Below are 23460 nucleotides of genomic sequence, written 5' to 3'. Positions count from 1 at the left end.
ATCTTAAAGTTTTGAGGACTGTCGATTATTATACGGAACAACAGGCGAAGTGAAAGATTCATCGTTTTCAGCTAAGAATTGGCTGATTAACAATATTCCTGGTCCTAGTACCGAGGCAGATAGCCTTGAGGAGCCTAAGCATGCAGTAAATGCAAGCGGACCTACTCCTGTTCCTTCAATTCAAAGCGGACAATTTCTTGTTAGTGACCACATTATTCCGAAGTGGCGTGGTGAAAGCTTACTAACTAAAGGAAGCATGAAGTTCAAAAAAATTGTATTTGAACTTTTCAATGAAGCAAAAACTCAGGTTAAGTCTTTCAAGCACCGCAACCGCAGTCTTAAGCAATCTTTATTTCAAGAATTTATTGAATATACAACTCACAACGGTATTCACCCTGAGGGAGTTAGCGACTTTAACCAATTTTGGGCACAACTTGATGACAAGAACGGCCCAAGTTACGAATGTATCCAAGACTTTTTAAAAGTTTACTGCCTTCGTTCTATTAGCGTCTATATCTTAAAGGTTCGCTTTCTAACTCAACTGAGCTCTTTCTATTCAAAGACTCTTACTAAGAATGAGATTTTGAATCCAAACTCAACGCTAAGTAAGATCTTTAAAGTATCAAGCTCACGTGAATTATCGAGTCGTGCACTAGGAACTAATGAATACAGCTGGTTTAGACCAAATGAAAATTTTGGTGACAGCATTTTAGAACTTAGCTCTATCCTTAAAGACCTTAACCCTATTGAGTTCTTTAAAGTTCTAAATCATGAAATTCCGAATGAGTTATCAGTAGTTTTATTCCACAACGAAACTGATAAGTATTCTCATGCTTTCAGTAATCGTAACTTTGGACTAATGACTAATAATCTTTTAATCAACTTTCCAAAGTGGATTGAAAATCATGGTGGGTATTTCAATTTTAATACTCAACCACAATGTTTAAGTACCCTATTTACAGGTAACTTTCTAAACTCACTAACGATCTCTCACTGGATTGCTCAAGAGAATAATTCAACAGAGGCTTGGCAAGAAATTATCTGCCCAGAGTTTAGAGGTGATAATTATGTTAACGGACAATACTTAAAGATATTCCAAGAAATTCAATTCATGACTTTCTTAGTATATCTAGCTCCAAGACAGAATAAAGACCCTATCTCTTTAATCGTTTCTCTTTTTAAGCAGAAGTCGAATAAATCGAGAATTACGGCCAGCGGTCAATTTGCCCTGCTTGATGCTACAGAGGTACAGCAAAGTATCTACGATAGAATTCTGGTTAACTTAGTAAATATTCCTAAGAAGAACCCACACCACTACCTCATTACAAATATAATGCAAAATGGGGAGCATCTATCTAATAGTGGTTATATGTATGTCTTCTCTAATCAGAAGCTCTTTGTTCCTTCTCATGCAGCAAAGAACGAAGCACTATTTAAGCAGTACAAACTACTGATGCGCTTTAATCTTGAAGGCCTTAAAGGTAAGGGTGAAATCCCACGCTACTTCTATATCTTCTCGAAGCGTGTGGTAGAAAATAAATTAGATATTTTTGGTAACCCAGATGTTAACTCAACTCTTCTTAAGGAGTCGTGTCTTTCTGTAAATATGAATGGTGATCTGACTCACTTTTCGAAATTTGATTTCTTCGTTGAAGAAATTGATAAGCTATTTGCAAATAAGAAGGCCATTGATGCTCCACTTTTTTCAAATGAAACAAAGTGTGGATTATCATTTGAGTTTCACCAAGATGCTATCCTTAACGGAAAGCTTCTAAGTAACAACAGTGAAAGTGATAAGATCACTCACCCACAATATTTTAGAAACCTAACAAAGAGTTGTATCCCATTTGATCAATTCTTTAGTGTTGAGTCTCTTTCAAATTACCGTGAAGATGACAACTACGACCTACTAGGCTTCAACCTTAACCCTCAAGAGAGATATCCATATCTTCTGATTGTGGACTTCACTAATGAGAACGATATTAAGCTTGAGCTGACGACAATTGATTCACTTAAGGCGAAGATTGAGGAGTATGGTAACGCTTACTTCCAATACTTTGGATTACTACCAAAGATCTCAAATCTAAATATCAATCTATTTAGAGAGTTCTTTAAGACGACAATTGGTAAGCAGATTACTCAGCTTACTTTTAATGGTGGACTGAAGAAAACGAAGGCAAAACTAAATGCCATGTTAATTCCAAAATTCCTTGAGAAGACGGAATTCTTACCTTCACACCATATTGAGTCTCTACAAGATATCACTCTTTCGAAAGAAGATGTCCAGACAACGGATTTTTGCATGTACACGCAAAAACTTGCTTCTAAGATCGATACTATCAACTTACTTGCTAAGCGCTGGCCATGGCATACAAGTTGTATCCTTTCTCACCTAAAAATTATCATTGGTAATTACCGTGATCAGGTAAATAGTGGAAAGGTTCAAATGAAGTATGATTACTCTTCAAGTGCACTCATTGGAAAGATTGTTGGTCTGCCAAAGACACCTATCTATCCAAACAACCAAGATATTTATCTTGAAACACTTATCACTGAGAGAAATGATATTCACCTTCCACTAACAAGTGCAATCTTTGAAAAGTCTGAACACACAACAAAGCTTAGACTTATTTCAAATGATAGAGAAGTTCTTAACCTACATGGTGAATTACAATTACTTCAATTCATCCAGTTCATTCTGACAAGTGCAGTTGGAACTCCTATTTCAACTATCGTTCAATCTCTTGAAGTTCCTGCTGCTAAAGAGCTTAACTCTCTACTTGCTGAGCAAGATCAGGTAGCACATAACGTGAATGAAACGTTTGCACTAATTAATAACACTCTAAACAATATCATTATTGGTCAAATAAATAATTAGTGATATCATAGACTTATGCAATTGAAAGTCGATGAGACTCACTGGAGTATCTACCGCTATTTTAAAAATAAGGCCAACTCTCTTGAAGGAGAGCCATCAGCTTTACTAAAAAAATATCGTCAAGATCAACAGCGCTACGCTCGCCGAGACTTTCAAACTTCAAGCGTCAGTCAACTTTATGATTCAATTGATACCTCTGATATCATCTACCTTGGAGACTTCCATACTTTTGACCAGAGTACGAGAAACCTCGAACGTATCATTCGCATCCTAGCAAAGAGTGATTATCAATTTTCAATTGGTGTAGAATTCATTCATATCAATCATCAATTCTACATTGATTCATATCTTAAAGGGGCCATTACCGAGCTCGAATTTCTAGAATCAATCAACTATAAGAATTCATGGCGCTTCCCTTGGACCTTTTATAAGATCTTCTTTGATCTTGCTAAGGATCACAATATTTCAATAATTGCTCTTAATACTAAGGGAAACCTGGAGCAAAGAGACAAGAAGGCCGCAAAGAAAATTGCGACTTATCATAAAGAAAACCCAGAACAAAAGTTACTTATTTTATTTGGAGAACTTCACATTGTTCCAAATAAACTGCCACAAAAAGTTTTTGATCTGGCAAATAAGGATATTGTTCAAACAATCATTCATCAAAATACTGATGAAGTTTACTGGAATTTAGTTAAAACCAATAAGCTAAGATCTGATCAAATTGTTAAGTACAATATGAGAGAATTTGTTCTGGTAAACTCTCCTCCTTGGTTAAAGTATGAATCTCAAATTTACTGGTATGAGCACTTAGCTGATGATCCTGACTTTGACATTCACGAGTATATTATAGAGACAGGTGCACTTAAGTTTTCAGACAATATCTTGGATAACTTTGCTTACTTTTGTCATGAAATTAATAATACCCTTAATCTTGATATACCAATTGGTGAGATTGAAGACTTTAGAATCTTTGATCAGCAAAACCTAAAAAAAGTAAAAACAACAATCAATAAACTAAAGTCAAAGAAGGCCATTAGTTTTTACAATAAGCTCATCGAACATGGTAAGACGTTTAAACTTCCATGTAAGAAAGCTTATTACTGTTCAAGTTATTCAATTAATCGCATCTCGTACCTAGCAGGGATTCATATTCATCAATCAAAGTTAAAGATTCCGGAAAAAGAGATTGTTGACTTCTTTAATAAGAGAGATCGTACGAATTTATTTGTTTATCTTATTCATAATTATATTAGTGCTTACTTCTGTTCGAAGCTTTTTAACCCCTATCGAAAGTGTAATATGTATAAAGACTTTCAATACATGGCACGTAATAATAAACAACTTAAGAAGACTGATAAGATGGTCTTTAAAGCATGTTTAAAGCTTTGTAATAAACGAGCTAATGTTAATGAAGAACTAAAAGGACTAAATCTCTACCAGCTTCATAAAGCTTCACGTAAAGTATCACACATGCTTGCAGATATTATTTTTGACTACTTCTTCGCTGCTAATCGAGTTGAGTATAAAGATGTATACAGGCTTGTAGCATCAGATGATTACTCAAATGAAAACTATCAAAGCCTGTTGAATGAAATTGGAAATTTAGTAGATATTAAAAAGCTAAAAAAACGCGAATTCTAATTACATTAGTCTTTGCATAATCTCGCGCTTAGTACCTTTTTCAATACGAGTAACTTTCTTAGAAGTATCTTCCTTCACCTCTTCAGTCACTTTATCAGCACTTTCTACTTCAGCTACTGGAGCAGCAGTAACAACATCTTTTGTTTTAAAGATTATCTTGTACTTACGTCCAACTGGTTGTAGATCGTCATTGTAAAGGTTTGCAAGCTCTAGACGTCCCGAAATGTCTTTTAAAAGCTCTCTTACGATTTGAACTGAAGTTTCAAGTTCAGTTGAATTCTTACTCTCACCGTACGAAGAAATACTTAGATAGTAGATTGCTCCAAGTGTCTTACCTTGAACTTCAATCGTTCTCTTATCTTCATCAGCATTAATTGAGTTCTTAGCTGCATCTAAGAGAATATTATATTGAATTTGCTCAATCGTTTCTCTCTCACCGATGATTTCTTTTTCATTAGTATCAATTTTAAATTCGATCCCCTGCTCTTTGTACTGATCTTGTACTTTACAAGCAATAAAGCGGTTTACCGAAGAAATCTCACAACTTTGTACCATTGGTACATTAGTTTCATTTTCACTACTTTCATTTGATTCACTCATAGACCAAATTTGATCCGCAACTTGTTTTGCATCTTGATCATCATTAGAAAGAACCATTCCGAAAGTTTTATTTTCATTAGAAGAGATCGTCGCTTTTCTCTTCTCTTTTCTGAAGTTTTGCTTTTGTGCAGAGTAAAGCTTTGAGCAATGCTTCATCTCATTAAGCTCAAGTGCATTAATGATAACGCTTTCAATCTCATCGAAGTTATCTTCTTGATTAAGCATAAGAAGACTTAACGCCTCATCTTCAAGTTCTTTTCTTCTTTGCATAACAATCTTCTTGAAAATTAATTCCCATGCAAAAGTAAATAAGAACACTCCTGCAACAAGAGCAAGAGAGATTTTAATATTTGAAAGTGAACTTGAAATCGTTTCGAAGTGATTTTCAATAAGAATTGAGCCAGCATCTGCAGCATCTTCAAACTGAGAGAACTTTTCGTCGATATTGCTAGAGAAATTCTTGTCAGTTACAGAAAATCCCTTCCCTGTACTTCTAAGACTCTCATGAAACCAGTGAACATTTGAACTTACTGTATTAAATTTTTTAACAATTGCTGAAGAGAATTTTCCATACTCAGTCATTAGGTCAGAGACTTGAGCAAAGCATTCTCCTGTTTGCGCCGTAAAGTTACTATCTAAATATGTTGAATTCATATCCCCTGCAACTGCAGCAGTGTAGGTTTGCTGAACTCTTGTACTACAAATTTGAATTCCGTTTTGAATTGTTGAGACCAGTTTATAACTATTCGATACACCACTTAGCATATAAGCAATGACTAAAATTGAGACAGAAGATAGACCTAATATTCCTAATCTCACCTTTGAAAATTTGTATTGAACTGGTTTACTCATCCATAAGTCCTTAAAATTGCGTAATTCATTTACTTTTGCGCCAATTAGCACACTTTAATTCTACCTATTGATTCAACTAGAAGAAAGAGTAGACAAATTTTACCAGTTTAAAGGAGATTCCTTTGTCCCAAACCAAGTAAAATGGTACAATTTTTATAGATAAATCCGGCCGGAGAAAAATGATCAACTATATTACAATCCTATTTTCCCTCGTTTTACATGCATTGGTACTAAGTTTAGTACTTGATGCTGACAATTCGAAGAAACTGGCCCAGGAAGAACCAATTAAGCTCAAGTTCAAACAAATTGAAGTTAGAAAGATTGGACTCGATAAGGCCCAGGATAACCAAAACCTTTTTGGTCAACTTGCCTATGGAAAACCTTCTTATACTGAAAAAGAAATCAAACGCGTTGATCAGGAAGTAAAAAGTCGATCTTCTGCCCTATCAAAGAAAGAAGAAAAAAGAATTGTTGAAACAGTTAAAAAGGAATCCGTACAAAAGAATCAGATTACCCAAAGAAGGATTTCAAAAGAAAGCTTCAAGGAAGCTAATTGGACTAATGAACTATCACACGTTCAAGAAGCAACTGTAAGTTTTCTACCGCCTAAAGGTATTAGCCCCGACAAACTGAATGAGTTCGAGAAGGTTTTCTATGCTTTCTATAAGCGTGTTGCTGTTCAGTATATCAACTCTGTTCAAATTTCGGTGAGAAATCGAGTAACAGAAAGGCCTTATGTTCAAGAGAGTCTACGCTCAGCTTCAGCTCAAGAATTAAGGGCCGTTGTACGTTACGATGAAGAAGGAAATGCTGAAATTGTAAAAATTCTTAAGTCATCAGAAGATGATGATATCCATAAAATCTTTGAAACAGCTTTAGGGAAAATGAATAAGATTCCTAATATTGTAAAAGATCTAAAAGACGAAGATGGAAAGTACTATGCTATCTTCACTCTATCAGTAAATACACGCCGCTAAGATTATCGTTGCCACGATAATCAATTGTAATTTTCTTGGAATACCAAAAGTAAGAAAGATAAAGAAGTCTTTTACTGAGAGTTTGTACTGACGCTTTTTTAAGACAGGACTCCCCTTTATTTGTTCTTCTTCTAAGTCAGGAATCAATTCATCTAACTCTCTAAAAAGCAGCTCCTCAACCTCAGAGTTAGCTTTATAAGAATTAAAATCATTGATCAAATCTTGTTTTTTTAAATCGTACTCAAGTAGTTTTTGGCGACAGTCTAGACATTGAGAAAGATGTTGTTCATTTTTCACAAAGTCACGACTTTCTAAATAAGTCATTTGCTTTGAGAAGAAGCACTTTTTAAAATTATTATTAATTAATTGTTCTTCCATCAAAGCTCTCATTTAAATGTATTCTATTATGGGATAATTGATCAATATAAGATAGAACCTCTTGTTGAGAGATCTTAAGAGTTTGTGCAATACTCTCAACACTCTCCCCTTTGAACTCAAAAAGATAAACACAGGCCCTTTTCTCAACACTATCGATTTCTCTATTCTTTTTATTTAAGATTTGCTCACTTCGTTGTTTAGCTAGACCAATTAATTTTATTAGAAATTGATGTTCAAAATATTCGTTATCTATCTTGTATAGAACTTGATTACCTTGTTGAACATGGCCAGTGGCCACATCAATAATAAGTTGCATTGCCTGCAATTGATCTTGAATCAAGTAATTTGCCACTTGATAAAATTCATCCACTAATTTTCGAATAAGTTCTTTTTTAACTAACACATAATAATTTTAGCAAGCTTTAGAAAAAATGCTACTGCGATTTTAAACACTTAAGTGAAGATTAAAGTATATTCAATAGATTACCGATAAAATAGTGAGGAAATGTAAGAACGAGGATTACATGAGAAAATTTATATTATTGGGAACTTTAGTACTCATGACATTAACGAGTTGTACTCAACCGACTAATTCTAGAGCTAATTATAATAACTCTAACGGAAATGGTTGGGATAACGGTAACTCAGGAAGCGGCGGAAATGGCGGCTGGGACTGGGGTAACGGTGGAAGTGACAGCGATGATAGTGGCAATAATGAACAAACCGATAGTGGTGATGGTTATGGAGACGGTAACGAAGAAGGAACAGCTGATGGCGATGGCCAGACGACAAACTTCTACACTGTAGGTACTATTGTTCTTCGTGGTAGCTCACGTGTATCTTCTGGATCAAATGTGATGTGGTCTTCGACTTCTCTTGGAAATGGTCAGGCCATGCTCTATACAGACTCTCGATTTAATATTCGTGTACGTCCAAGAACAGCTCCTACACAGGGAACGACAGATGCCTATGGAGAAAAATGTCACTATAATCCACAACAATATAAGAAATTAAGAATTAAGTTATGTATTCGCGCTCAAGGTGAAAGCTGTGAATCAAATATGATTAGAAGTGTAACTTTTGGTGATATCGCAAACGAAGAAGTTTCGAAAGTTAAAGAGTTTTCTAGCTACTCACTTCCAACAACAACAGGCCCAATCATTGTGGATGTTCTTGATGTTCAATGGGACTGGTCTTGTCAGTTCTATTTAAATCAAGGTTATAGTCAAAGTAGCGCTGAAGTGAATGGTTACTGCCCAATGGCCCGAGTATGGGATAATGACTGTGTAGGCTTCGATCTTCAATTTTCAACTGACTATACAAAAGACTTTCCGGCTTCAGCTCCAAGAATGTAATTATCTAAATAATTCAAGTGCGAGGTTTCTTTTCATAGCAGAAGAAACCTCCACCATTAATCCCGGACACGTTACGTTTACTTCCGAAATCTTTCCACCAAGAATATCAAAAGCAATTAAATCAACTCCGTCGGCCATAAGCTTTTCGCAAATATGCAGACATTCTGCTTTTACTTCAGGATCTAATTCGACGGCAGAATACTTTGCTCCTTGAGCAATATTGGCAAGGAACTCGCCTTCTTTTGGGACCTTTAGAATTGTTCCCAGTTCGTTAGCACGATAGAAAATTGTGCGAATTTCACCTTCAATAACAGAAGCATCAAACTCTTGTACAACAACTGGCCCTTTAAACTCATCGCATTTGGCCTTAAAATGCCCTTCAAATCCGTCCAAGCCTACTTTTTGCACACCAATACCCTGATAAAGATCAAGAGGCTTTAAAATCAATTCTTGGACCCCACGAGAAGCAAGAGTTGCAACAAACTTTTTAGCACCAGCAAGAGAAGTTCCTACATAGCTATCAAGGCTAAGCTCTCTTGTATAGGCCGAAAGCTTTTCATTATGTTTCATAATTCCTAATGGATTATTTAAAACCTGAACACCATACATCTCAGTTAAGAAATTAAGCATCCAAAGGTAGCGCTGATAGCGCGAATCATATGGTGGATCAATTCTCATATGAATTGCTGTATTTGAATCAATTGAAACAACTTGTGAATCATCTTCTACTTTGAAATCTTCAACATAGAAACTTTCATTGATCTTTCCACTAATGCGGTAACAGTCAAACTGAATGCCATTAGCATTTTGGACAAAGAAGTCTTTTTCAAAAAGAACATAAACATCCTCGCCTCTTTCTTGCATCGTTAGAGCAATTAAGATTGTCGAATCTTTCTTTGTGACAAGTTTTTCAATTGGATCAATAAAGAATAAGTGTTTCTTGTTTTTCATATCAAGAAAGATAACATTAATTCAGCGATTTGAAATTAAAAAGATAGTCCTCAAAGCTACCTTCCACGTCATCTTCAAGGTACTTTTGATAGCGTTGTTCAATATTTGCAAAGAGTGCTTTTAGATCACCATTAAATCTCTTAGCATATTCGCCAATTTGAGACTGACTTTTCTCATAAGTCATAAAAGCTGCCAAAGATGCTGTGTTCCACTCCATTTTTGCAGGCCAACAATTTGTGACCTCAAGACTAGAACAAAGCATACTTAGTTCTTTGGGCATTGTTATCGTAAGATAATCTTTCTTCTTACTCTCCCAGGCATCTTGTTTAAGAATTTCCTTGAGGTTTTTAGCGTGAATCGTAACGGCCTTCTTGAGCTTTGCATTTAACTCGAGATTCTTGAAATATTTGACCAGTTCTTTATCATTCTTGTAATACTCAATAAGCATTTGCTCACCAAAGTAGTTGGCAAGGTTTTCATTTAGGTCGACTTCATTCTTAGCAAAGAAGATTGTATGAAATAGTTCATGAAAGACTGTTTCAGTTAAGCTGTACTTTCCATATTCAAAAAAAGAAGAAAGTATTGGGTCATTGAAATTTCCAAGTGTCGAATAGGCCAGTACATCTCTTGTATAAGTTTCATAACCGTCTCTTTCAAGCTCCTTTGCAAACTCCATTGCAGATTCCTCTTTGAAAAATCCAAGATAAGGAAAGCATCCATAGAAAGTGAAGCACTCTTTGCGGGCCTTTATCTCATTAGGTCTAGAAGCTATAACGAGATAAGTAACTGCACGAGATTTTAAAAGTGTCGTCTTAGAATAAATATCTGTAGTAGGCCTTTTCCAGTATTCATAGAAATACTTTTTATAGGTTTCGATTTGTTTAATTTTATTCTTATATTCTTCACTAACCTTCGGGTCTTTTAAGACATCCTGATTAGCTCGAGCACTCCAAAGAATATCAACTTGTCCTATGCCCTGCTCAGTTAGATAACTTATTTTGGCACAAGATAAACTCGTGAATAAAATAGAGAGAAGAAAAAGTCTGTTTAGAACAACCATGAGATCCCAGCATTGTAACTTAACTGATCTCTCGCTTGTTCAAATTCAAAAGCACGAAAGACCGTTCTTACTGAGCCCTTTATTGAGAAAGTTCTTGTTAGCATGACCTTTAAAGCAAATGCCCCAAACATTGCATCGTAACTAGACTTCTCTTTACCGGACTTGATGAGATATTCGGTCGAAGTATCTAAGTCCTTAACTAAAGTTGTTGAATAAAGAGTATACTGCTGGCGACTCCAACCAAGAGAGATTAGCGGTTGAAGAAATGACTTACGACTTGAAAGAGCTTGTCTTATCCCGATACCAAAGCTTTGAGTTTTAATATTGGTGTATTCATTTTCAATTACAAGTCCTGTTGAAAGACCTGAGTTATCATATTTTCCGATAATTTCATTTTCTGACTGAGAAATATTAAGTTCGATACCTGTCTTTGAAAGAAAGTAGAAAGTAACAGAGCCTGCATACATACGAGTCGTTTCGTAAGACTCACGATCGAGACCAAAAATATTCTTCTTGTAATTAAAGTCGAGATCAAGTTCTGTTAAGGCCTGTGAATTAATCGTTAACAAAGCTAAGAACGTCATTTTGCAAAGTAAAAGTAAGCGTAATTTCATAATATCCCCAAAAAATACTCAAGGATATTTTACAACTTAGGAAGTTACTAATGCTTATTTAGGCAAAGAACTCCATTTCACTTCGTAATTACAACTACTTACTTAAGCGACGGCCATGATCTTGAAGTAGTTCACCCTGACAAGAAAGTGCAGTAGTCGACGTACACTTAACATCAACCCAGTGCCACTTAAGGTTTAACTCTTCATTTTCCTTAGGACCTTTAAAGTGAATCAGACGATTACAATTCGTTCTTCCCTTCCATTTAGTCTCGCCTTTCATTGTATTTGAGCCTTCGACTAATACGCGGTACTCATTACCGACCATCTTAGCGCGAATCTTTTCTTGAATAGCAAGTTGAAAAGCTTGTACTTCGTGAAGACGTGACTTACGAATCTCTTGAGTTAGGAAATCTTCCATCTTAGCTGCACGAGTTTTACTTCTTTGAGAGTAAACATATGAGTAAATGAAATCAAATTGTGCTCTTTCTAAAAGATCTAAAGTCTCTTTGTGTTCTTCATCAGTTTCATTTACGAAACCACAGATAATATCTGTCGAAAGAACGATATCTGGTTGAGCGGCACGTAGTTTTTCTAAAAGACCTAGGTAATGCTCTTTTGTGTACTCACGATTCATTCTTTGAAGAACTGTATTTGAACCAGATTGAACTGGAAGGTGTAAATGTTTTGATAATTTCTTTGCCGCTCCATGAGCTGCGATTAGATCATCGGATACATCGTAAGGATGTGATGTTGTATATCTTAAAATCTCTAGGCCATTGATTTGATCTAAATCCATAATTAAATCAGACAGACGCTCCCCATTTTCCTTTCCAAACGAGTTTACGTTTTGGCCAAGAAGCATCACCTCTTGAACACCTTGATATTCAACAAGTCTTCTTACATCCTCAACAATCTCGGCCTGCTTTCTTGAGCGTTCGCGTCCACGAGTATAAGGAACAATACAGTAAGTACAATATTTATCACAACCCTTGATGATATTAACGAATGCTTGTGGAGTTCCATGATTAATTTTTGTTTCAATTGAAAAGTTACTAGAACGATCCCAAGTATTTACTGAAAATTTATCATCACCTGCATAAGTGCGATAAACCATATCGTTAATTGTATCAATTGTATCTGGACCAAAGGCGAAGTTTAGATGCTTGAATTTTTTTACAAGATCTTTTCCCTCTGTTTGGGCAACACATCCACCAACTCCAATAACCAGGTCATCACCTTTTTGCTGCTTTAGATGTTTAAGTTCACCTAATTGTGAATAAAATTTATTATTTGCTAGTTCTCTAACTGCACAAGTATTGAAAAGAACCAGACTGGCCTCTTCTAATTCTTCAGTATGAGAGAAATTTAAGTTTTTTAAGTGAGAAAGAATACGTTCAGTATCATGATAATTCATCTGACAACCGTAAGTTTTCATCCAAACCTTACGTGGAGGAAACGATACATCCCCTAGTTGAACAATGCGATCACCTGACTTTTCATCTATAAATGATGAAGCTACGTGATTTTGCTTACTTACGCCTAAACCAGTTGGAGAAATATCTGTTGTCATGAATTTTCCTTCTATCGCCTTTCTTTTCATTTTCCCTGCCCTACCTACGGGCAAAATGAGGAGATGAAATACATATAAGTAGCTGAAATAACGACAAAACCAAGGAAAATACTACAACGTTAAAAGTTGTAACATGTTGAAATCATTGAGTTCTTTTTATCGTAACAGCTGTAAAATCTGGCGATAATATGGTCTTTTTTTAGATGTTTTTAGGTGGAATGTAAATAGATTTGAAAATAAGAAGGCCCGCTATAAGCGGGCCCACTCATTATTGAATTAAGAAAAGTGCTTCTTACTTCTTTTTAGCAACTTTTTTTGTAGCTTTCTTAGCAGCTACTTTTTTAGTCGCTTTTTTTGCAGTTGCTTTCTTAGCTACTTTTTTTGTAGCTTTCTTTGCAACTTTTTTCGTAGCTTTCTTAGCAGTTGCTTTCTTAGCTACTTTTTTTGTAGCTTTTTTAGCTACTTTTTTTGTAGCTTTCTTAGCAGTTTTCTTTGCTGCTTTCTTTGCTACTTTCTTAGTTGCTTTCTTTGCTACTTTTTTAGTAGCTTTCTTTGCAACTTTCTTAGTTGCTTTCTTTGCTACTTTCTTTGTAGCTTTCTTAGCAACTTTTTTCTTAGTAGCTTTTTTAGCTACTTTTTTTGTAGCTTTCTTTGCAGTTTTCTTTGCTGCTTTCTTAGCTACTTTTTTTGTAGCTTTTTTAGCTACTTTTTTCTTAGTTGTCTTTTTAGTAGTTTTCTTAACTGCCATTGACATCCTCCTGGTTTTTTCAATACTTATGTTTATGGTAAACATAATTTTATTTGTGTGCAAATAAAAAAATTACTTTTTGATAAGCATAAGCATCTTTTTTATTTCCCTATGTTCTTTTTTAACTTCGGATTAAATTTGAAATTACTTTACATTATTTTTAAAGAAAACGTCGAAACGAGCCGACAGCACGGCTTTTCATAAAAAGATAAAACATTCAAATCTTCCTGATAGACGTTAGTTTCGAGCTTACTCTTATAAAAAAATTAAGCGAAATTTTTTTTCATTTTTTTTTCAAAGAATAAGCAAAAACTGCCCTTTCAGGGCAGTTTCATCATTTAAAAAATGTAAGTTTGATTGTTTTTAGAATGTTAAAAAGATTAGAATTTCAATTTTAAGTCATCATTTTCAACGACGACTTCTATTTTTCCACCTTGAGTTAGACTTCCGAATAAAACCTCAGTAGAAATTGGCTTCTTAAGCTTCTGATCGATGATTCGAGCGATTGGTCTAGCACCCATTTTCTCATCAAAACCATTTTCTGCTAGCCAAATTTTTGCATCTTCACTTAAAACGATCTCAATATTCTTGGCCGCTAACTTAATTTCTAGTTGTGAAACGAATTTTTCAACAATTTTAACAATGTATTCTGTAGAAAGTTTCTCAAAATGGACAATTCCATCCAAACGGTTACGAAATTCTGGGCTAAAAAAGTTCTTAATGGTCTGATCTCTCTTTCCAATATTCTTTGAAGATGTCTTGGCAAGGCCAATAGAGCCACTATCCATCTCCTTTGCACCAGCATTTGTAGTCATAATAATGACTGTATTAGTAAAGTCTGTTGTTCTACCTTGTGAATCTGTTAGTGATCCATGGTCCATAACTTGTAAAAGAATATTATAAATATCGACATGGGCCTTCTCAATTTCATCAAGTAAAAGGACAGAATGTGGGTTTTTCTTAACAGCATCTGTTAATAATCCACCTTGATCATGACCAACATAGCCCGGAGGAGAACCAATTAACTTACTGACAGAATGTTTTTCCATATATTCTGACATATCAAAGCGTTCAAGATGACAACCAAGCTGAATTGAGAGCTGCTTCGCTAGTTCTGTCTTCCCCACTCCAGTCGGCCCTGCAAAAAGGAAACTTGCAATAGGTTTGCCTTCATCACCAAGACCTGACTTAGACATATAGATGGCCTGTGATACTTCATCAACTGCATGATCTTGTCCGAAGATAAGCATCTTAAGATTTTTATTTAGATCCTTTAGCTTATCTTTTTCAGTAGTTTCAACTGTTATTTTTGGAATATTGGCCATTTTAGCGACAACATCCTCAATATCCTTCTTTGTAATTGAAGACTTCTTTTTATTTTCAGGTCTAATTTGGTTTAAAGCACCTGCTTCATCAATGGCATCAATCGATTTATCAGGATTTTTACGATCCATAAGATAGCGCGATGTTAAAGCAACGGCTTCTTTAATGACACTGTCTGAGATTTTAACTCCGTGATAAGACTCGAACTTTGGACGCAATCCTTTTAAGATAGCAATTGTGTCTTCATTTGAAGGCTCATCCACATCAATTTTTTGAAAACGACGATTAAATGCAGGATCTTTTTCAATAAACTTTCTATGTTCTGCGTAAGTAGTGGAACCAATAATTCTAACAACTCCACGACTTAAGGCCGGCTTTAACAAGTTAGATGCATCCATACTACCACCAGAGGTAGCACCTGCACCCATCACGGTATGCATTTCATCGATAAAAAGTATGGCCTTCTTACCATCCTTATCTAAATTCTCTAGATCTTTGATGACACCTTTTACTCTTTGCTCAAAATCACCTCTAAATTTTGCACCTGCAACCAAGGCGGCCATATCAAGATTAAAGATAGTTGTTCCCTTTAAAATATCTGGAACTTTTTCTTCTACAATCCTCTGGGCCAGTCCTTCAACAATTGCTGTTTTCCCAACACCAGCTTCACCAACTAAAAGAGGATTATTCTTACGACGACGACAAAGAATTTGAACAATTCTTAAAGCTTCTTCTTCTCTACCAACAAGAGGATCTATTCGATTTTCTCTGGCAAGTTCATTCAAATTCACAGTGAACTTAGCTAAGAAAGAGTCGCCTTTCTTATTTCGTGATTGAGGCTCCTCGCCTTCAACATATTCAATGCGAGGAACTTCTTCTTCATCCTCAGGGCCAAGGCCGTGTGAGATGGCCTTAACAATATCAAATCGTTCTATTCCTTGTTTTTGAAGAGAGTAAAGTGCGAAACTTTCTTTCTCTTGGAACAGAGAAACTAATAAATTAATTCCTAATATCTGGCTTTTTCCGCTTGATTGCACATGAATCGCGGCCCTTTGAATCACTCTTTGAAGAGACATTGATATTTCTGGTTGATAGACAATACCATTTTCTCGTGCCAGCTCTCTTAACTCATCGTTAACGAATTGTTGTTTAGAAAGAGTTTCAATTTGATCATCTGATAGAATACTAAAATTTGAATCATCGTGGATAAATTCATTTAGCTCACTTTCAATTTCTTCAAGATCGCCACCACAATATTCAATTACTTCTCTTACATTTTCATCTGCAAGAAGAGATAAAAGAACATTCTCTAGAGTCAAATATTCATGCTTCAAAGAATTTGCTCTTTGAATTGACTCATTAATGATGGTTTCTAGCTTTTTTGACATCATTTATATTTCTCCTGTGCCTATTCAGGCTCAACAGTACAAAGCAGTGGGTGACCCTCTTTCTTTGCTTCTGACATAACCTTATTCATCTTTGTCTCAGCAACCTCGTATGAGTAGGTTCCACATACTCCTCGACCATTATTGTGGACATCTAACATTATCTTCATGGCCTCTTCTTGACTCCTGTTAAAGACATGCATCAATACCCAAATGACAAACTCCATTGTCGTATAGTCATCATTATGTAGGATGACATGATATTTTGAAGGCTTCTTTACCTTTACTTTATCTTCTAGTGCTACATCACCATCCTCTTGTGTACTAAAGATGGTATTCATTTTTCTAATGTCAATATCGCCAACTTCAAACTTATTCAAATTACTTCCTCGACTTTGCTAAATTTATTTTCTTTTTTTCCATTATCGCCTATCTGTGTTACTCTTTACAAGGTATATACGACTGAAAATCTCTAAAAAAGGTCCATAATGAACTTCTTCGAATTTTTCAAATCTCTGAAGGCCGATCACGAATCAAATTCGATTAATCAGATACATTCCTATTTAAATAAGAAATTTCCTACAATGAACGATGAAAGGAAAGTTATTATATCTTGTATTTGTGGATTACTTGCTCGTATTGCCTACTCTGATTTTCACGTTAGTCAGAGTGAGAAAACGAAAATGCAAAAGATCATTACAGGAATGACTCAATTAAACTCGCAAGAAGCTGAGTTAATAACTGAATACTCAATTGAAAAAATGAAAGAACTCTCGGGCCTTGATACGAGAAGTTACTGTAAGCCTCTTGTGGATATCATGTCTCAACAAGAGCGCTACCAAGTCCTAAAGGCCCTCTTTGCAATTGCTGCAGCTGACGGTGAAGTTGATAATGTTGAATCAAATGAGATTAGCTATATTGCCAATGCACTCGTTCTAGAAAAGAAATATTTCTTAAGCGCGCAAGCGGATGTGAAAGAGTATTTAAAAACTTTTCAAGTTTAAAACTATTCTCTACACTCTTTAAGTAATTAAAATTTATGACAAGGAAGTTTAATGAAAGAGAGTGTTGATTCTAAGAGAAATCTAGAAAACTCGTTAAAAAAAGCCGCACAATTTATGAATGATGATTTTCAAGGGAATTTCAACTTTTCAAGTCTGCTTGAAAAGAATGAGAAGAAAGCATCAAGTGGCCCTATTTCTAATCTATTACAATCCACAACACAAACGGTAATCGCTTCAGATGTTGAAACTCATGTAGCTAATATAAATAGAGAAGATAAGAAAGATAATCTCTATAAAAAGATCGAAGACCTAGAAAGAAGATTCGAAACAAAAGAAGTAAATGAAAAATTTGAAAGACTTGAGTCGCTTCTTCAATCTATTATCATTAATCAAAAGAATGTTCGTGAACAAATTGAGATGAAACCAGCTCAAGAAGCTGATTCTTCAAATCGCCAAAAAGATCAAAAGCCCCTTTATATAGCGGCTTCAATCATTGCGACTTCGCTATTGGTTAGTGCAATGATCTTTAAGTCTGAACCAAAGACACAAGTTATTACCAAAGAGCTAGTTAAGCCAGTAGTAGCAGCTGTTGAAAAAAAATATCATACGCCAGTTAAGTATCTTAACCTTAGAGCAATCCCAAGCACAAAAGGTGAAAAACTAGAGGTTGTCGCACCAAATACACGCGTAGAAATCATAAAAACTGATGGTGATTGGGTTCAAATTGAATTCAAAAACTATCTTAAAGGCTCAACTCATAAAGGTTGGGTTTACGATTCAAAGAATTTAAAATCTATTTAATTTCAATAAGATAACAAGGGAATTTCGAGCTTTCGAAATTCCCAACCTTGACAATAATTTCTTTCATCCCATCTTATAGGTACACAAAAATAAATGAGGTACCATGTTTCCAATATTAGTAATGTTATTCACAGTTATTCCAGCAATTGAGATTTACCTACTCTTTTCGATAGGTGGTCAAATTGGTGGAGGAAATACTTTTCTACTCGTTCTGATTACAGGTGTAATTGGAGCAGCACTGGCAAAGTCACAAGGAGCGGCCCTTCTCGCAAAAATTCAAGGAGAACTTTCTCAGGGGCGAGTTCCAGCAAATAGTTTTATCCATGGACTACTTGTCTTTGGTGGTGGGCTACTGCTCTTAACTCCGGGTTTTTTAACAGATGTTCTAGGCCTTTCAATGGTACTTCCGTTAACTCGCCATCTTTGGCTGATCTACCTAAAGAAGTTCTTTATGAGTTCAATCGAAAGTGGCAATGTTCAATTCTATTCATTTAAAAATGGTGGTGGTTTCTCGTCATATTCTGGCAACGCCTATAATGCTCAGGCCCGTCATGAGGGGACTAAAAATGGCCCTATTCAAATTGATGAGAACACATTTGAAGTTGATTACGAAAAGAAGTAAGATCTCCTTATGACAACAACCAATGTAACGCTAAGTGATATTCAAGATGCAAGACTTGCAATTGAAAATCGTATTATAAAAACACCACTAACCTACTCGACAACTTTAAGTGAGAAGTTTGATTGTCAGGTTTATTTGAAGCTAGAAAATCTACAGTTAACTGGAGCCTATAAAATCAGAGGGGCCCTTAATCGTCTATCTAAGCTTACAAAAGAAGAAAAAGATAAGGGAGTCATCGCATCTTCAGCAGGAAATCATGCTCAAGGTGTTGCTCTTGCGGCAAAACAGCTTGGGATTCAAGCAACAATTGTTATGCCAGAGTCCACTCCTCTTGCAAAAATTCAAGGAACAAAGAAATTTGGTGCTGAGGTTATCTTACACGGAAATTTCTATGATGATGCTTATCAAAAGGCCTTGGAGATTCAAAGAGAATCCGGCCAGGTCTTCATCCACCCTTTCAATGATAAAGATATTATCGCAGGACAAGGAACTATCGGTTTAGAGATTTTTGATGAACTACCAGATGTTGATCTTGTAGCCATTCCAATTGGAGGAGGTGGACTGATCTCGGGAATCTCAACCGCCCTTAAAGAAAGTGGTAGCCGAGCAAAAATTGTGGGCGTTGAAGCAGTTGAAATGCCAGCAATGAAAACATCAATTGAACAAGGTAAAATTGTTACAATTGATAAGAGAAAAACAATTGCTGATGGTATTGCTGTAACGACAGTTCTTGAAAATACATTTAATACTGTAAAAAAATATGTAGATGAAATTGTAACGGTTAAAGAAACCGAAATTTCACATGCTATTGTTACACTCCTTGAGTATGAGAAGGTTCTTTGCGAAGGTGCTGGTGCAACTTCAGTAGCGGCCCTTTTATATGATCAATTCAAGGATATTAAAGGTAAAACAGTTGTCCTCGTCGTAAGCGGCGGAAATATTGATTTAAATATCTTAGATCGAATTATCGAAAGAGGTCTTATAACTTCTGGACGCTCATGTTCGATTATTGTCAATGTTCCAGATACGCCAGGAACAATTGCTAAAATTTCTAATATTATTGGTTCTAAACAAGCTAATATTCTTGAAATTCACCACAATAGAGCATTTACGACTAGTGTACTTGGAGAAACAGAAGTTGAGTTTTCACTAGAAACCAGAGGGCATCTTCATATAAAAGAAATTGTTGATGAACTAACCTCAATGGGCTTTAGTGCAAAGAGAGTCTAGGAATTCTAATGAATGAATTAAATTTCTTAAAGCTTACTCGAAAAAATGAAAATGGACTTGCACCAAAATCATTTAATTCTAAATTTAGTGAATTTGAAATTCATGACACGGGTATTATTGAAGTTACACCAAAGTCTATTGAGACAGATGATACTTATATTATTTCGTGTGGAATTCACGGAAATGAAACGGCCCCTATCGAATTTACTAATGAGATATTAGAGAAAATATACAATGACGAGCTCGTACTTACTTCACCTACCCTTATTTTCTTTGGTAATCCGAGAGCGATGAATATTGGTGAGCGTTTTAGTGAATATAATCTAAATCGCTGCTTTAACGGAGCCTATAAGAAATTATCTGATAATTATGAAGTAAGAAGAGCACAAGTGATTGAAGAAAATTGTTACAACTTCGTAGCAAAGTATAAACAAAAACAGCTCTTTCACTTTGACTTACATTGCGCCTTAAAGAAGAGTGAAATGGAGCGCTTTGCATTAGTGCCAAAGTCTAAAGATCGTAAACGAGATGAAGAGTTTAATCTGGCCCTGGCCAATATGGAAGTTGAAGCATCTCTATTTTCACATAAAGAGTCGACGGTCTTTAGTTCGTTTACTTTCGAAAAATTCAATGCTTTTAGTGCAACAGTTGAACTTGGAAAAGTGTATCCTTTTGGCAAAAATCCAGAAGGTAAATTTAAAGCAGCACAAGAAACTATTGAAAAACTTTTAAGTTCAAAAGAACTCGTACAGAAGCCTTTTCCTAAAGCTTTTTCAATCTATGAATCAATCAATAAAGAATATGATGACTTTTGTTTCACATTTGATGAAGAAGAGAGTGCAAATTTTACGCCTTTTAAAAAAGGACATCATATTTTTACCCAAAATAACGAAGAGTACAAAGCTCCGGAAGACAATTTACGAATGATTTTTCCAAACTCTAAGGTTATCTTAGGGCAAAGAGCATTATTACTTATAAAAGAATTAGAATAACGAATCAGGAGAGAAAATGAGTGATTTTTTAATCGTCACTTCAAGTGACGGAATGAACCTTAAGATGGCAGATAAGATTCTTGAGCTAGCACAAGAAACGGGGAAGTCATTTGAAATCGTAAAATTAAGTGACTATAAGTTACCTCTATATACAGCTGAAGAAGAAAAGAATGGAATCCCGGCCGACGGTGTAAAGCTTACTGATAAATTTATCGCTGCAAAAGGATTTGTTTTCTTAACTCCGGAGTACAATGGATCAGTTACTCCTTCATTTATTAATGCAATTGCATGGATATCTCGCTCAGGTGGTGAATCTTGGCGTGAGGCATTTGTTGATAAGCCAGCAGTATTAGGAACTCACTCTGGTGGCGGTGGTCAATACGTTATTCAGGCAATGCAAAATCAACTGTCATTTATTGGTCTACATATTGTTGGACGTAAACTTCTAACAAACTACAGTAAACAATTAAATGAAGATGGTGCAAGAGATGCACTAGCTAGCCTAGTAAAGCTTGCTTAAATTTCTGATAAACAAAAAGCTCCGAAAGGAGCTTTTTTATTTCTTACATGATTTTAATAAAATTAGTTTCTTTGCAGGCTCTATGACTGACGCACAACCATCACCTTGCTGTGCTCTTTTTGAGACATTAATGTAGAAGCGAATGCTATCTTTCACGACACTCTTCTTCCCTTTTAAATCTTCCACATTAACAGAGTAATTTGCTTCATATGCATGAACATCTTTATCAATAAGCTTCACATCTGAAATCTTTATTGCTTTTTCTGACGTGGCCAAATATTGTAATGATTTTGGCGCATCGTAATCAGGGTCTTTATTGAAACGATAATATTTTTGATACTTTGATTTCAGACAATCATCTTTAGCACCATCTATTAACCTGATACCGCTCATCTCAATCTCTACTAATTGTGCTGCGACCTTTTTAACATCCTTATTAGATGGACAAATATCGTTAGCAAAAGCAAATTGAGCTAATATAAATGTAGCAAATAATAACCTAAACATTTTTTGCCTCTTTTAATTTGTCTTGAAGACACTGATTAATACAGCTCTCACCTTTAAGTTTTGCCGGTTCATCATAGTAGCATGCAGCGTCTTCAGAATTATGTCTTAAAATACTAAAACGTCCAGACATCATCTCATTTGAATATTCTTGTTCAGATAAAATCGCCTTACATGAGGCAACTGCTTGTGCTCTTAAATTAGCAAACATAGTCGAACGATGAGTTGCATGAGTTCTTGCATCAACTCTTGCCGGGCCATAATTCTTTAAGGCCCCACTATGAATATAAGTGAAATTAAAGTCACTGATTGTAATATCATCACATCGACCGAGTTCAGAAAACTTTCTAATGGCCAGAGGGTCTTCCCCAATCGTATCAACCATAATTACGTGGCTCCCCTTCACATTAATGATATCACCTGATCGAATTGAATATGGTAATTTAAACTTAACCGGCTTAATACATGAGTTCTTACTTCTAACAGTATCATGCAAAGAAGTTGTCGTTAGTGAACGATAGTCTCTATCGTTACTAGTAAACTTAAGCCCCTCTGCTGCATATGCTGCTGAGATGAATTCTGAACAATCAATTCCTGATGCCCTAGCACCTTCTCTTGATACCCCTTGGCCTCGAGTGAACAGGTTAATCTCATTACTGCGCAGTCCTTTACGTGAGCCATAACCGTAAACAGGTGGAACCTTAGTTGCATCAATACAACCCTCACCAGGATAGCCTGGGTCTTCATCAAGTTTTCTTAAAACCTCATGTGAACGAACCATTGCTCCTACATCATGAACAACTCTTTGCTTAAAATCTGTTCCATCGCTGAAAGTCGCTTCTTGAGTTGAAACACCACTTAAGCTAGGAGTGCGCGAATCAATAACTGTATCAATTGGCTCACATGACTGATAAATCGTTGCCAAGACTTTACGTGCTCCAATAGATCCTGTTCCAACACTTTTAACAAATGACCACTCTCGCTCATGATCAGTCATTGCACACTGTGTTCCTAGTGCACTGACATTGCCATTGATGTAATCTGTAATATCGTAAGAAGTTGGAAAGTTTGTATAATTATCAGTGAGGCCACGTAGGTCTTCATTAACACCCTGGCCTTCTTCTTCACGCACGACATCGTCTACAACATCAAGGATATCACTTTCACGTGAGACTCTCTTTGCCATTCCCTGTGCCTTTCCACTTAAAAAATCACCACTCGTTAACTGACATGATGTATTTAAGGTAGCTAAAAATATAAAAGTTAAAATTGTATTTTTCTTCATAAGTCTCTCATCTCAAGGACTTATCGGCTTCTCGTCCATTGAACTTTAGACGTAATTTTATATAGTTATAAGCAAGCATAAATAATTTACATATAATGTAAGGATTTGTAATTTTTTATTAAGGGCCCTTTTCTGTACTTTTTAATGTGTCATTGATTTAATGCGCC

The 23460-nt window shown here is 35.6% G+C and carries 22 protein-coding genes; 10 read left to right on the top strand and 12 right to left on the bottom strand.

Annotated elements, in window-relative coordinates:
* Window positions 1-49 precede the first annotated feature (49 nt).
* Both C0Z22_RS01055 and C0Z22_RS01050 read left to right on the top strand, forming a co-directional pair.
* Window positions 50-2878: a hypothetical protein gene (locus tag C0Z22_RS01055; protein ID WP_103216477.1), complete on the top strand. Its 2829-nt coding sequence runs from the start codon at window positions 50-52 to the stop codon at window positions 2876-2878.
* Between the two features lie 15 nt (window positions 2879-2893).
* A complete protein-coding gene (locus C0Z22_RS01050; protein ID WP_103216476.1) occupies window positions 2894-4522 on the top strand; it encodes a ChaN family lipoprotein in 1629 nt (542 codons plus the stop codon).
* Here the strand turns inward: C0Z22_RS01050 and C0Z22_RS01045 are convergent, their stop codons facing one another.
* Window positions 4523-5974 carry a hypothetical protein gene (locus C0Z22_RS01045; RefSeq protein ID WP_103216475.1) on the bottom strand — a complete coding sequence of 484 codons (1452 nt, stop codon included), beginning with the start codon at window positions 5972-5974 and terminating at the stop codon, window positions 4523-4525.
* 179 nt (window positions 5975-6153) lie between these two features.
* Between C0Z22_RS01045 and C0Z22_RS01040 the strand changes: the two genes are divergently transcribed.
* Window positions 6154-6951 carry a hypothetical protein gene (locus C0Z22_RS01040; protein ID WP_103216474.1) on the top strand — a complete coding sequence of 266 codons (798 nt, stop codon included), beginning with the start codon at window positions 6154-6156 and terminating at the stop codon, window positions 6949-6951.
* On the opposite strand, the gene C0Z22_RS01035 is transcribed toward C0Z22_RS01040, so the two are convergent.
* Together C0Z22_RS01035 and C0Z22_RS01030 are read right to left on the bottom strand one after the other, a co-directional pair.
* Complete coding sequence (locus tag C0Z22_RS01035; RefSeq protein ID WP_103216473.1) at window positions 6931-7329, bottom strand: hypothetical protein; 399 nt, start codon at window positions 7327-7329, stop codon at window positions 6931-6933. The genes C0Z22_RS01040 and C0Z22_RS01035 overlap by 21 nt on opposite strands.
* Window positions 7310-7732, bottom strand: coding sequence for a hypothetical protein (locus C0Z22_RS01030; RefSeq protein ID WP_146037743.1), 423 nt, complete (start codon window positions 7730-7732; stop codon window positions 7310-7312). The genes C0Z22_RS01035 and C0Z22_RS01030 overlap by 20 nt, the downstream gene beginning before the upstream one ends.
* A gap of 121 nt (window positions 7733-7853) precedes the next feature.
* Here C0Z22_RS01030 and C0Z22_RS01025 point away from each other — a divergent pair, with 121 nt between their 5' ends.
* Window positions 7854-8684, top strand: a complete 831-nt coding sequence (locus C0Z22_RS01025; protein WP_103216471.1) for a hypothetical protein — start codon at window positions 7854-7856, stop codon at window positions 8682-8684.
* On the opposite strand, the gene C0Z22_RS01020 is transcribed toward C0Z22_RS01025, so the two are convergent.
* The 7 genes from C0Z22_RS01020 to clpS form a co-directional block, all read right to left on the bottom strand.
* Complete coding sequence (locus C0Z22_RS01020) at window positions 8685-9635, bottom strand: RimK family alpha-L-glutamate ligase (RefSeq protein ID WP_103216470.1); 951 nt, start codon at window positions 9633-9635, stop codon at window positions 8685-8687.
* Window positions 9636-9651: 16 nt separating this feature from the next.
* Window positions 9652-10695, bottom strand: coding sequence for an aminopeptidase (locus tag C0Z22_RS01015; RefSeq protein ID WP_103216469.1), 1044 nt, complete (start codon window positions 10693-10695; stop codon window positions 9652-9654).
* A complete protein-coding gene (locus tag C0Z22_RS01010) occupies window positions 10683-11309 on the bottom strand; it encodes a hypothetical protein (RefSeq protein WP_103216468.1) in 627 nt (208 codons plus the stop codon). Before C0Z22_RS01010 ends, C0Z22_RS01015 begins: the two co-directional genes overlap by 13 nt.
* Before the next feature lie 94 nt (window positions 11310-11403).
* Window positions 11404-12909, bottom strand: a complete 1506-nt coding sequence (gene miaB, locus C0Z22_RS01005; protein WP_103216467.1) for a tRNA (N6-isopentenyl adenosine(37)-C2)-methylthiotransferase MiaB — start codon at window positions 12907-12909, stop codon at window positions 11404-11406.
* Between the two features lie 262 nt (window positions 12910-13171).
* Complete coding sequence (locus tag C0Z22_RS01000; protein WP_103216466.1) at window positions 13172-13627, bottom strand: histidine biosynthesis protein HisIE; 456 nt, start codon at window positions 13625-13627, stop codon at window positions 13172-13174.
* A gap of 380 nt (window positions 13628-14007) precedes the next feature.
* Window positions 14008-16341, bottom strand: a complete 2334-nt coding sequence (gene clpA / locus C0Z22_RS00995) for an ATP-dependent Clp protease ATP-binding subunit ClpA (RefSeq protein ID WP_103216465.1) — start codon at window positions 16339-16341, stop codon at window positions 14008-14010.
* A 17-nt stretch (window positions 16342-16358) separates the two neighbouring features.
* On the bottom strand, window positions 16359-16715 hold the full coding sequence (gene clpS / locus C0Z22_RS00990; RefSeq protein ID WP_255407607.1) for an ATP-dependent Clp protease adapter ClpS: 357 nt from the start codon (window positions 16713-16715) through the stop codon (window positions 16359-16361).
* 204 nt (window positions 16716-16919) lie between these two features.
* Between clpS and C0Z22_RS00985 the strand changes: the two genes are divergently transcribed.
* The 6 genes from C0Z22_RS00985 to C0Z22_RS00960 all read left to right on the top strand — a co-directional run bounded on the left by C0Z22_RS00985 (window position 16920) and on the right by C0Z22_RS00960 (window position 21504).
* On the top strand, window positions 16920-17339 hold the full coding sequence (locus C0Z22_RS00985) for a TerB family tellurite resistance protein (RefSeq protein WP_158246760.1): 420 nt from the start codon (window positions 16920-16922) through the stop codon (window positions 17337-17339).
* 51 nt (window positions 17340-17390) lie between these two features.
* Window positions 17391-18140 carry an SH3 domain-containing protein gene (locus C0Z22_RS00980; RefSeq protein WP_103216463.1) on the top strand — a complete coding sequence of 250 codons (750 nt, stop codon included), beginning with the start codon at window positions 17391-17393 and terminating at the stop codon, window positions 18138-18140.
* A 103-nt stretch (window positions 18141-18243) separates the two neighbouring features.
* Window positions 18244-18762 (top strand): FxsA family protein, encoded by a 519-nt coding sequence (locus tag C0Z22_RS00975; RefSeq protein ID WP_103216462.1) that lies wholly within the window; start codon window positions 18244-18246, stop codon window positions 18760-18762.
* Window positions 18763-18771: 9 nt separating this feature from the next.
* Window positions 18772-19992, top strand: a complete 1221-nt coding sequence (ilvA, locus tag C0Z22_RS00970) for a threonine ammonia-lyase (RefSeq protein WP_103216461.1) — start codon at window positions 18772-18774, stop codon at window positions 19990-19992.
* An 8-nt stretch (window positions 19993-20000) separates the two neighbouring features.
* Window positions 20001-20984, top strand: coding sequence for a succinylglutamate desuccinylase (locus C0Z22_RS00965; protein WP_103216460.1), 984 nt, complete (start codon window positions 20001-20003; stop codon window positions 20982-20984).
* 16 nt (window positions 20985-21000) lie between these two features.
* Window positions 21001-21504: an NADPH-dependent FMN reductase gene (locus C0Z22_RS00960; protein ID WP_103216459.1), complete on the top strand. Its 504-nt coding sequence runs from the start codon at window positions 21001-21003 to the stop codon at window positions 21502-21504.
* A gap of 36 nt (window positions 21505-21540) precedes the next feature.
* On the opposite strand, the gene C0Z22_RS00955 is transcribed toward C0Z22_RS00960, so the two are convergent.
* Both C0Z22_RS00955 and C0Z22_RS00950 read right to left on the bottom strand, forming a co-directional pair.
* A complete protein-coding gene (locus tag C0Z22_RS00955; RefSeq protein WP_103216458.1) occupies window positions 21541-22011 on the bottom strand; it encodes a hypothetical protein in 471 nt (156 codons plus the stop codon).
* Window positions 22004-23293, bottom strand: coding sequence for a hypothetical protein (locus C0Z22_RS00950; protein WP_103216457.1), 1290 nt, complete (start codon window positions 23291-23293; stop codon window positions 22004-22006). Before C0Z22_RS00950 ends, C0Z22_RS00955 begins: the two co-directional genes overlap by 8 nt.
* Between the last annotated feature and the right edge of the window lie 167 nt (window positions 23294-23460).

Origin of the sequence: Halobacteriovorax sp. DA5, assembly GCF_002903145.1 — a bacterium.
Classification (GTDB): Bacteria; Bdellovibrionota; Bacteriovoracia; order Bacteriovoracales; family Bacteriovoracaceae; genus Halobacteriovorax_A.
Note: the sequence above shows the minus strand (reverse complement) of the source record. Positions and strands in the feature narration are given on the sequence as shown.

Coding starts and splice junctions, on each gene's coding strand:
- C0Z22_RS01050 (WP_103216476.1), top strand. CDS start 2,894: ATGCAATTGAAAGTCGATGAGACTCACTGGAGTATCTACCGCTATTTT.
- C0Z22_RS01045 (WP_103216475.1), bottom strand. CDS start 5,974: ATGAGTAAACCAGTTCAATACAAATTTTCAAAGGTGAGATTAGGAATA.
- C0Z22_RS01040 (WP_103216474.1), top strand. CDS start 6,154: ATGATCAACTATATTACAATCCTATTTTCCCTCGTTTTACATGCATTG.
- C0Z22_RS01035 (WP_103216473.1), bottom strand. CDS start 7,329: ATGGAAGAACAATTAATTAATAATAATTTTAAAAAGTGCTTCTTCTCA.
- C0Z22_RS01025 (WP_103216471.1), top strand. CDS start 7,854: ATGAGAAAATTTATATTATTGGGAACTTTAGTACTCATGACATTAACG.
- C0Z22_RS01020 (WP_103216470.1), bottom strand. CDS start 9,635: ATGAAAAACAAGAAACACTTATTCTTTATTGATCCAATTGAAAAACTT.
- C0Z22_RS01015 (WP_103216469.1), bottom strand. CDS start 10,695: ATGGTTGTTCTAAACAGACTTTTTCTTCTCTCTATTTTATTCACGAGT.
- C0Z22_RS01010 (WP_103216468.1), bottom strand. CDS start 11,309: ATGAAATTACGCTTACTTTTACTTTGCAAAATGACGTTCTTAGCTTTG.
- miaB (WP_103216467.1), bottom strand. CDS start 12,909: ATGAAAAGAAAGGCGATAGAAGGAAAATTCATGACAACAGATATTTCT.
- C0Z22_RS01000 (WP_103216466.1), bottom strand. CDS start 13,627: ATGGCAGTTAAGAAAACTACTAAAAAGACAACTAAGAAAAAAGTAGCT.
- clpA (WP_103216465.1), bottom strand. CDS start 16,341: ATGATGTCAAAAAAGCTAGAAACCATCATTAATGAGTCAATTCAAAGA.
- C0Z22_RS00985 (WP_158246760.1), top strand. CDS start 16,920: ATGAACGATGAAAGGAAAGTTATTATATCTTGTATTTGTGGATTACTT.
- C0Z22_RS00980 (WP_103216463.1), top strand. CDS start 17,391: ATGAAAGAGAGTGTTGATTCTAAGAGAAATCTAGAAAACTCGTTAAAA.
- C0Z22_RS00975 (WP_103216462.1), top strand. CDS start 18,244: ATGTTTCCAATATTAGTAATGTTATTCACAGTTATTCCAGCAATTGAG.
- ilvA (WP_103216461.1), top strand. CDS start 18,772: ATGACAACAACCAATGTAACGCTAAGTGATATTCAAGATGCAAGACTT.
- C0Z22_RS00965 (WP_103216460.1), top strand. CDS start 20,001: ATGAATGAATTAAATTTCTTAAAGCTTACTCGAAAAAATGAAAATGGA.
- C0Z22_RS00960 (WP_103216459.1), top strand. CDS start 21,001: ATGAGTGATTTTTTAATCGTCACTTCAAGTGACGGAATGAACCTTAAG.
- C0Z22_RS00955 (WP_103216458.1), bottom strand. CDS start 22,011: ATGTTTAGGTTATTATTTGCTACATTTATATTAGCTCAATTTGCTTTT.
- C0Z22_RS00950 (WP_103216457.1), bottom strand. CDS start 23,293: ATGAAGAAAAATACAATTTTAACTTTTATATTTTTAGCTACCTTAAAT.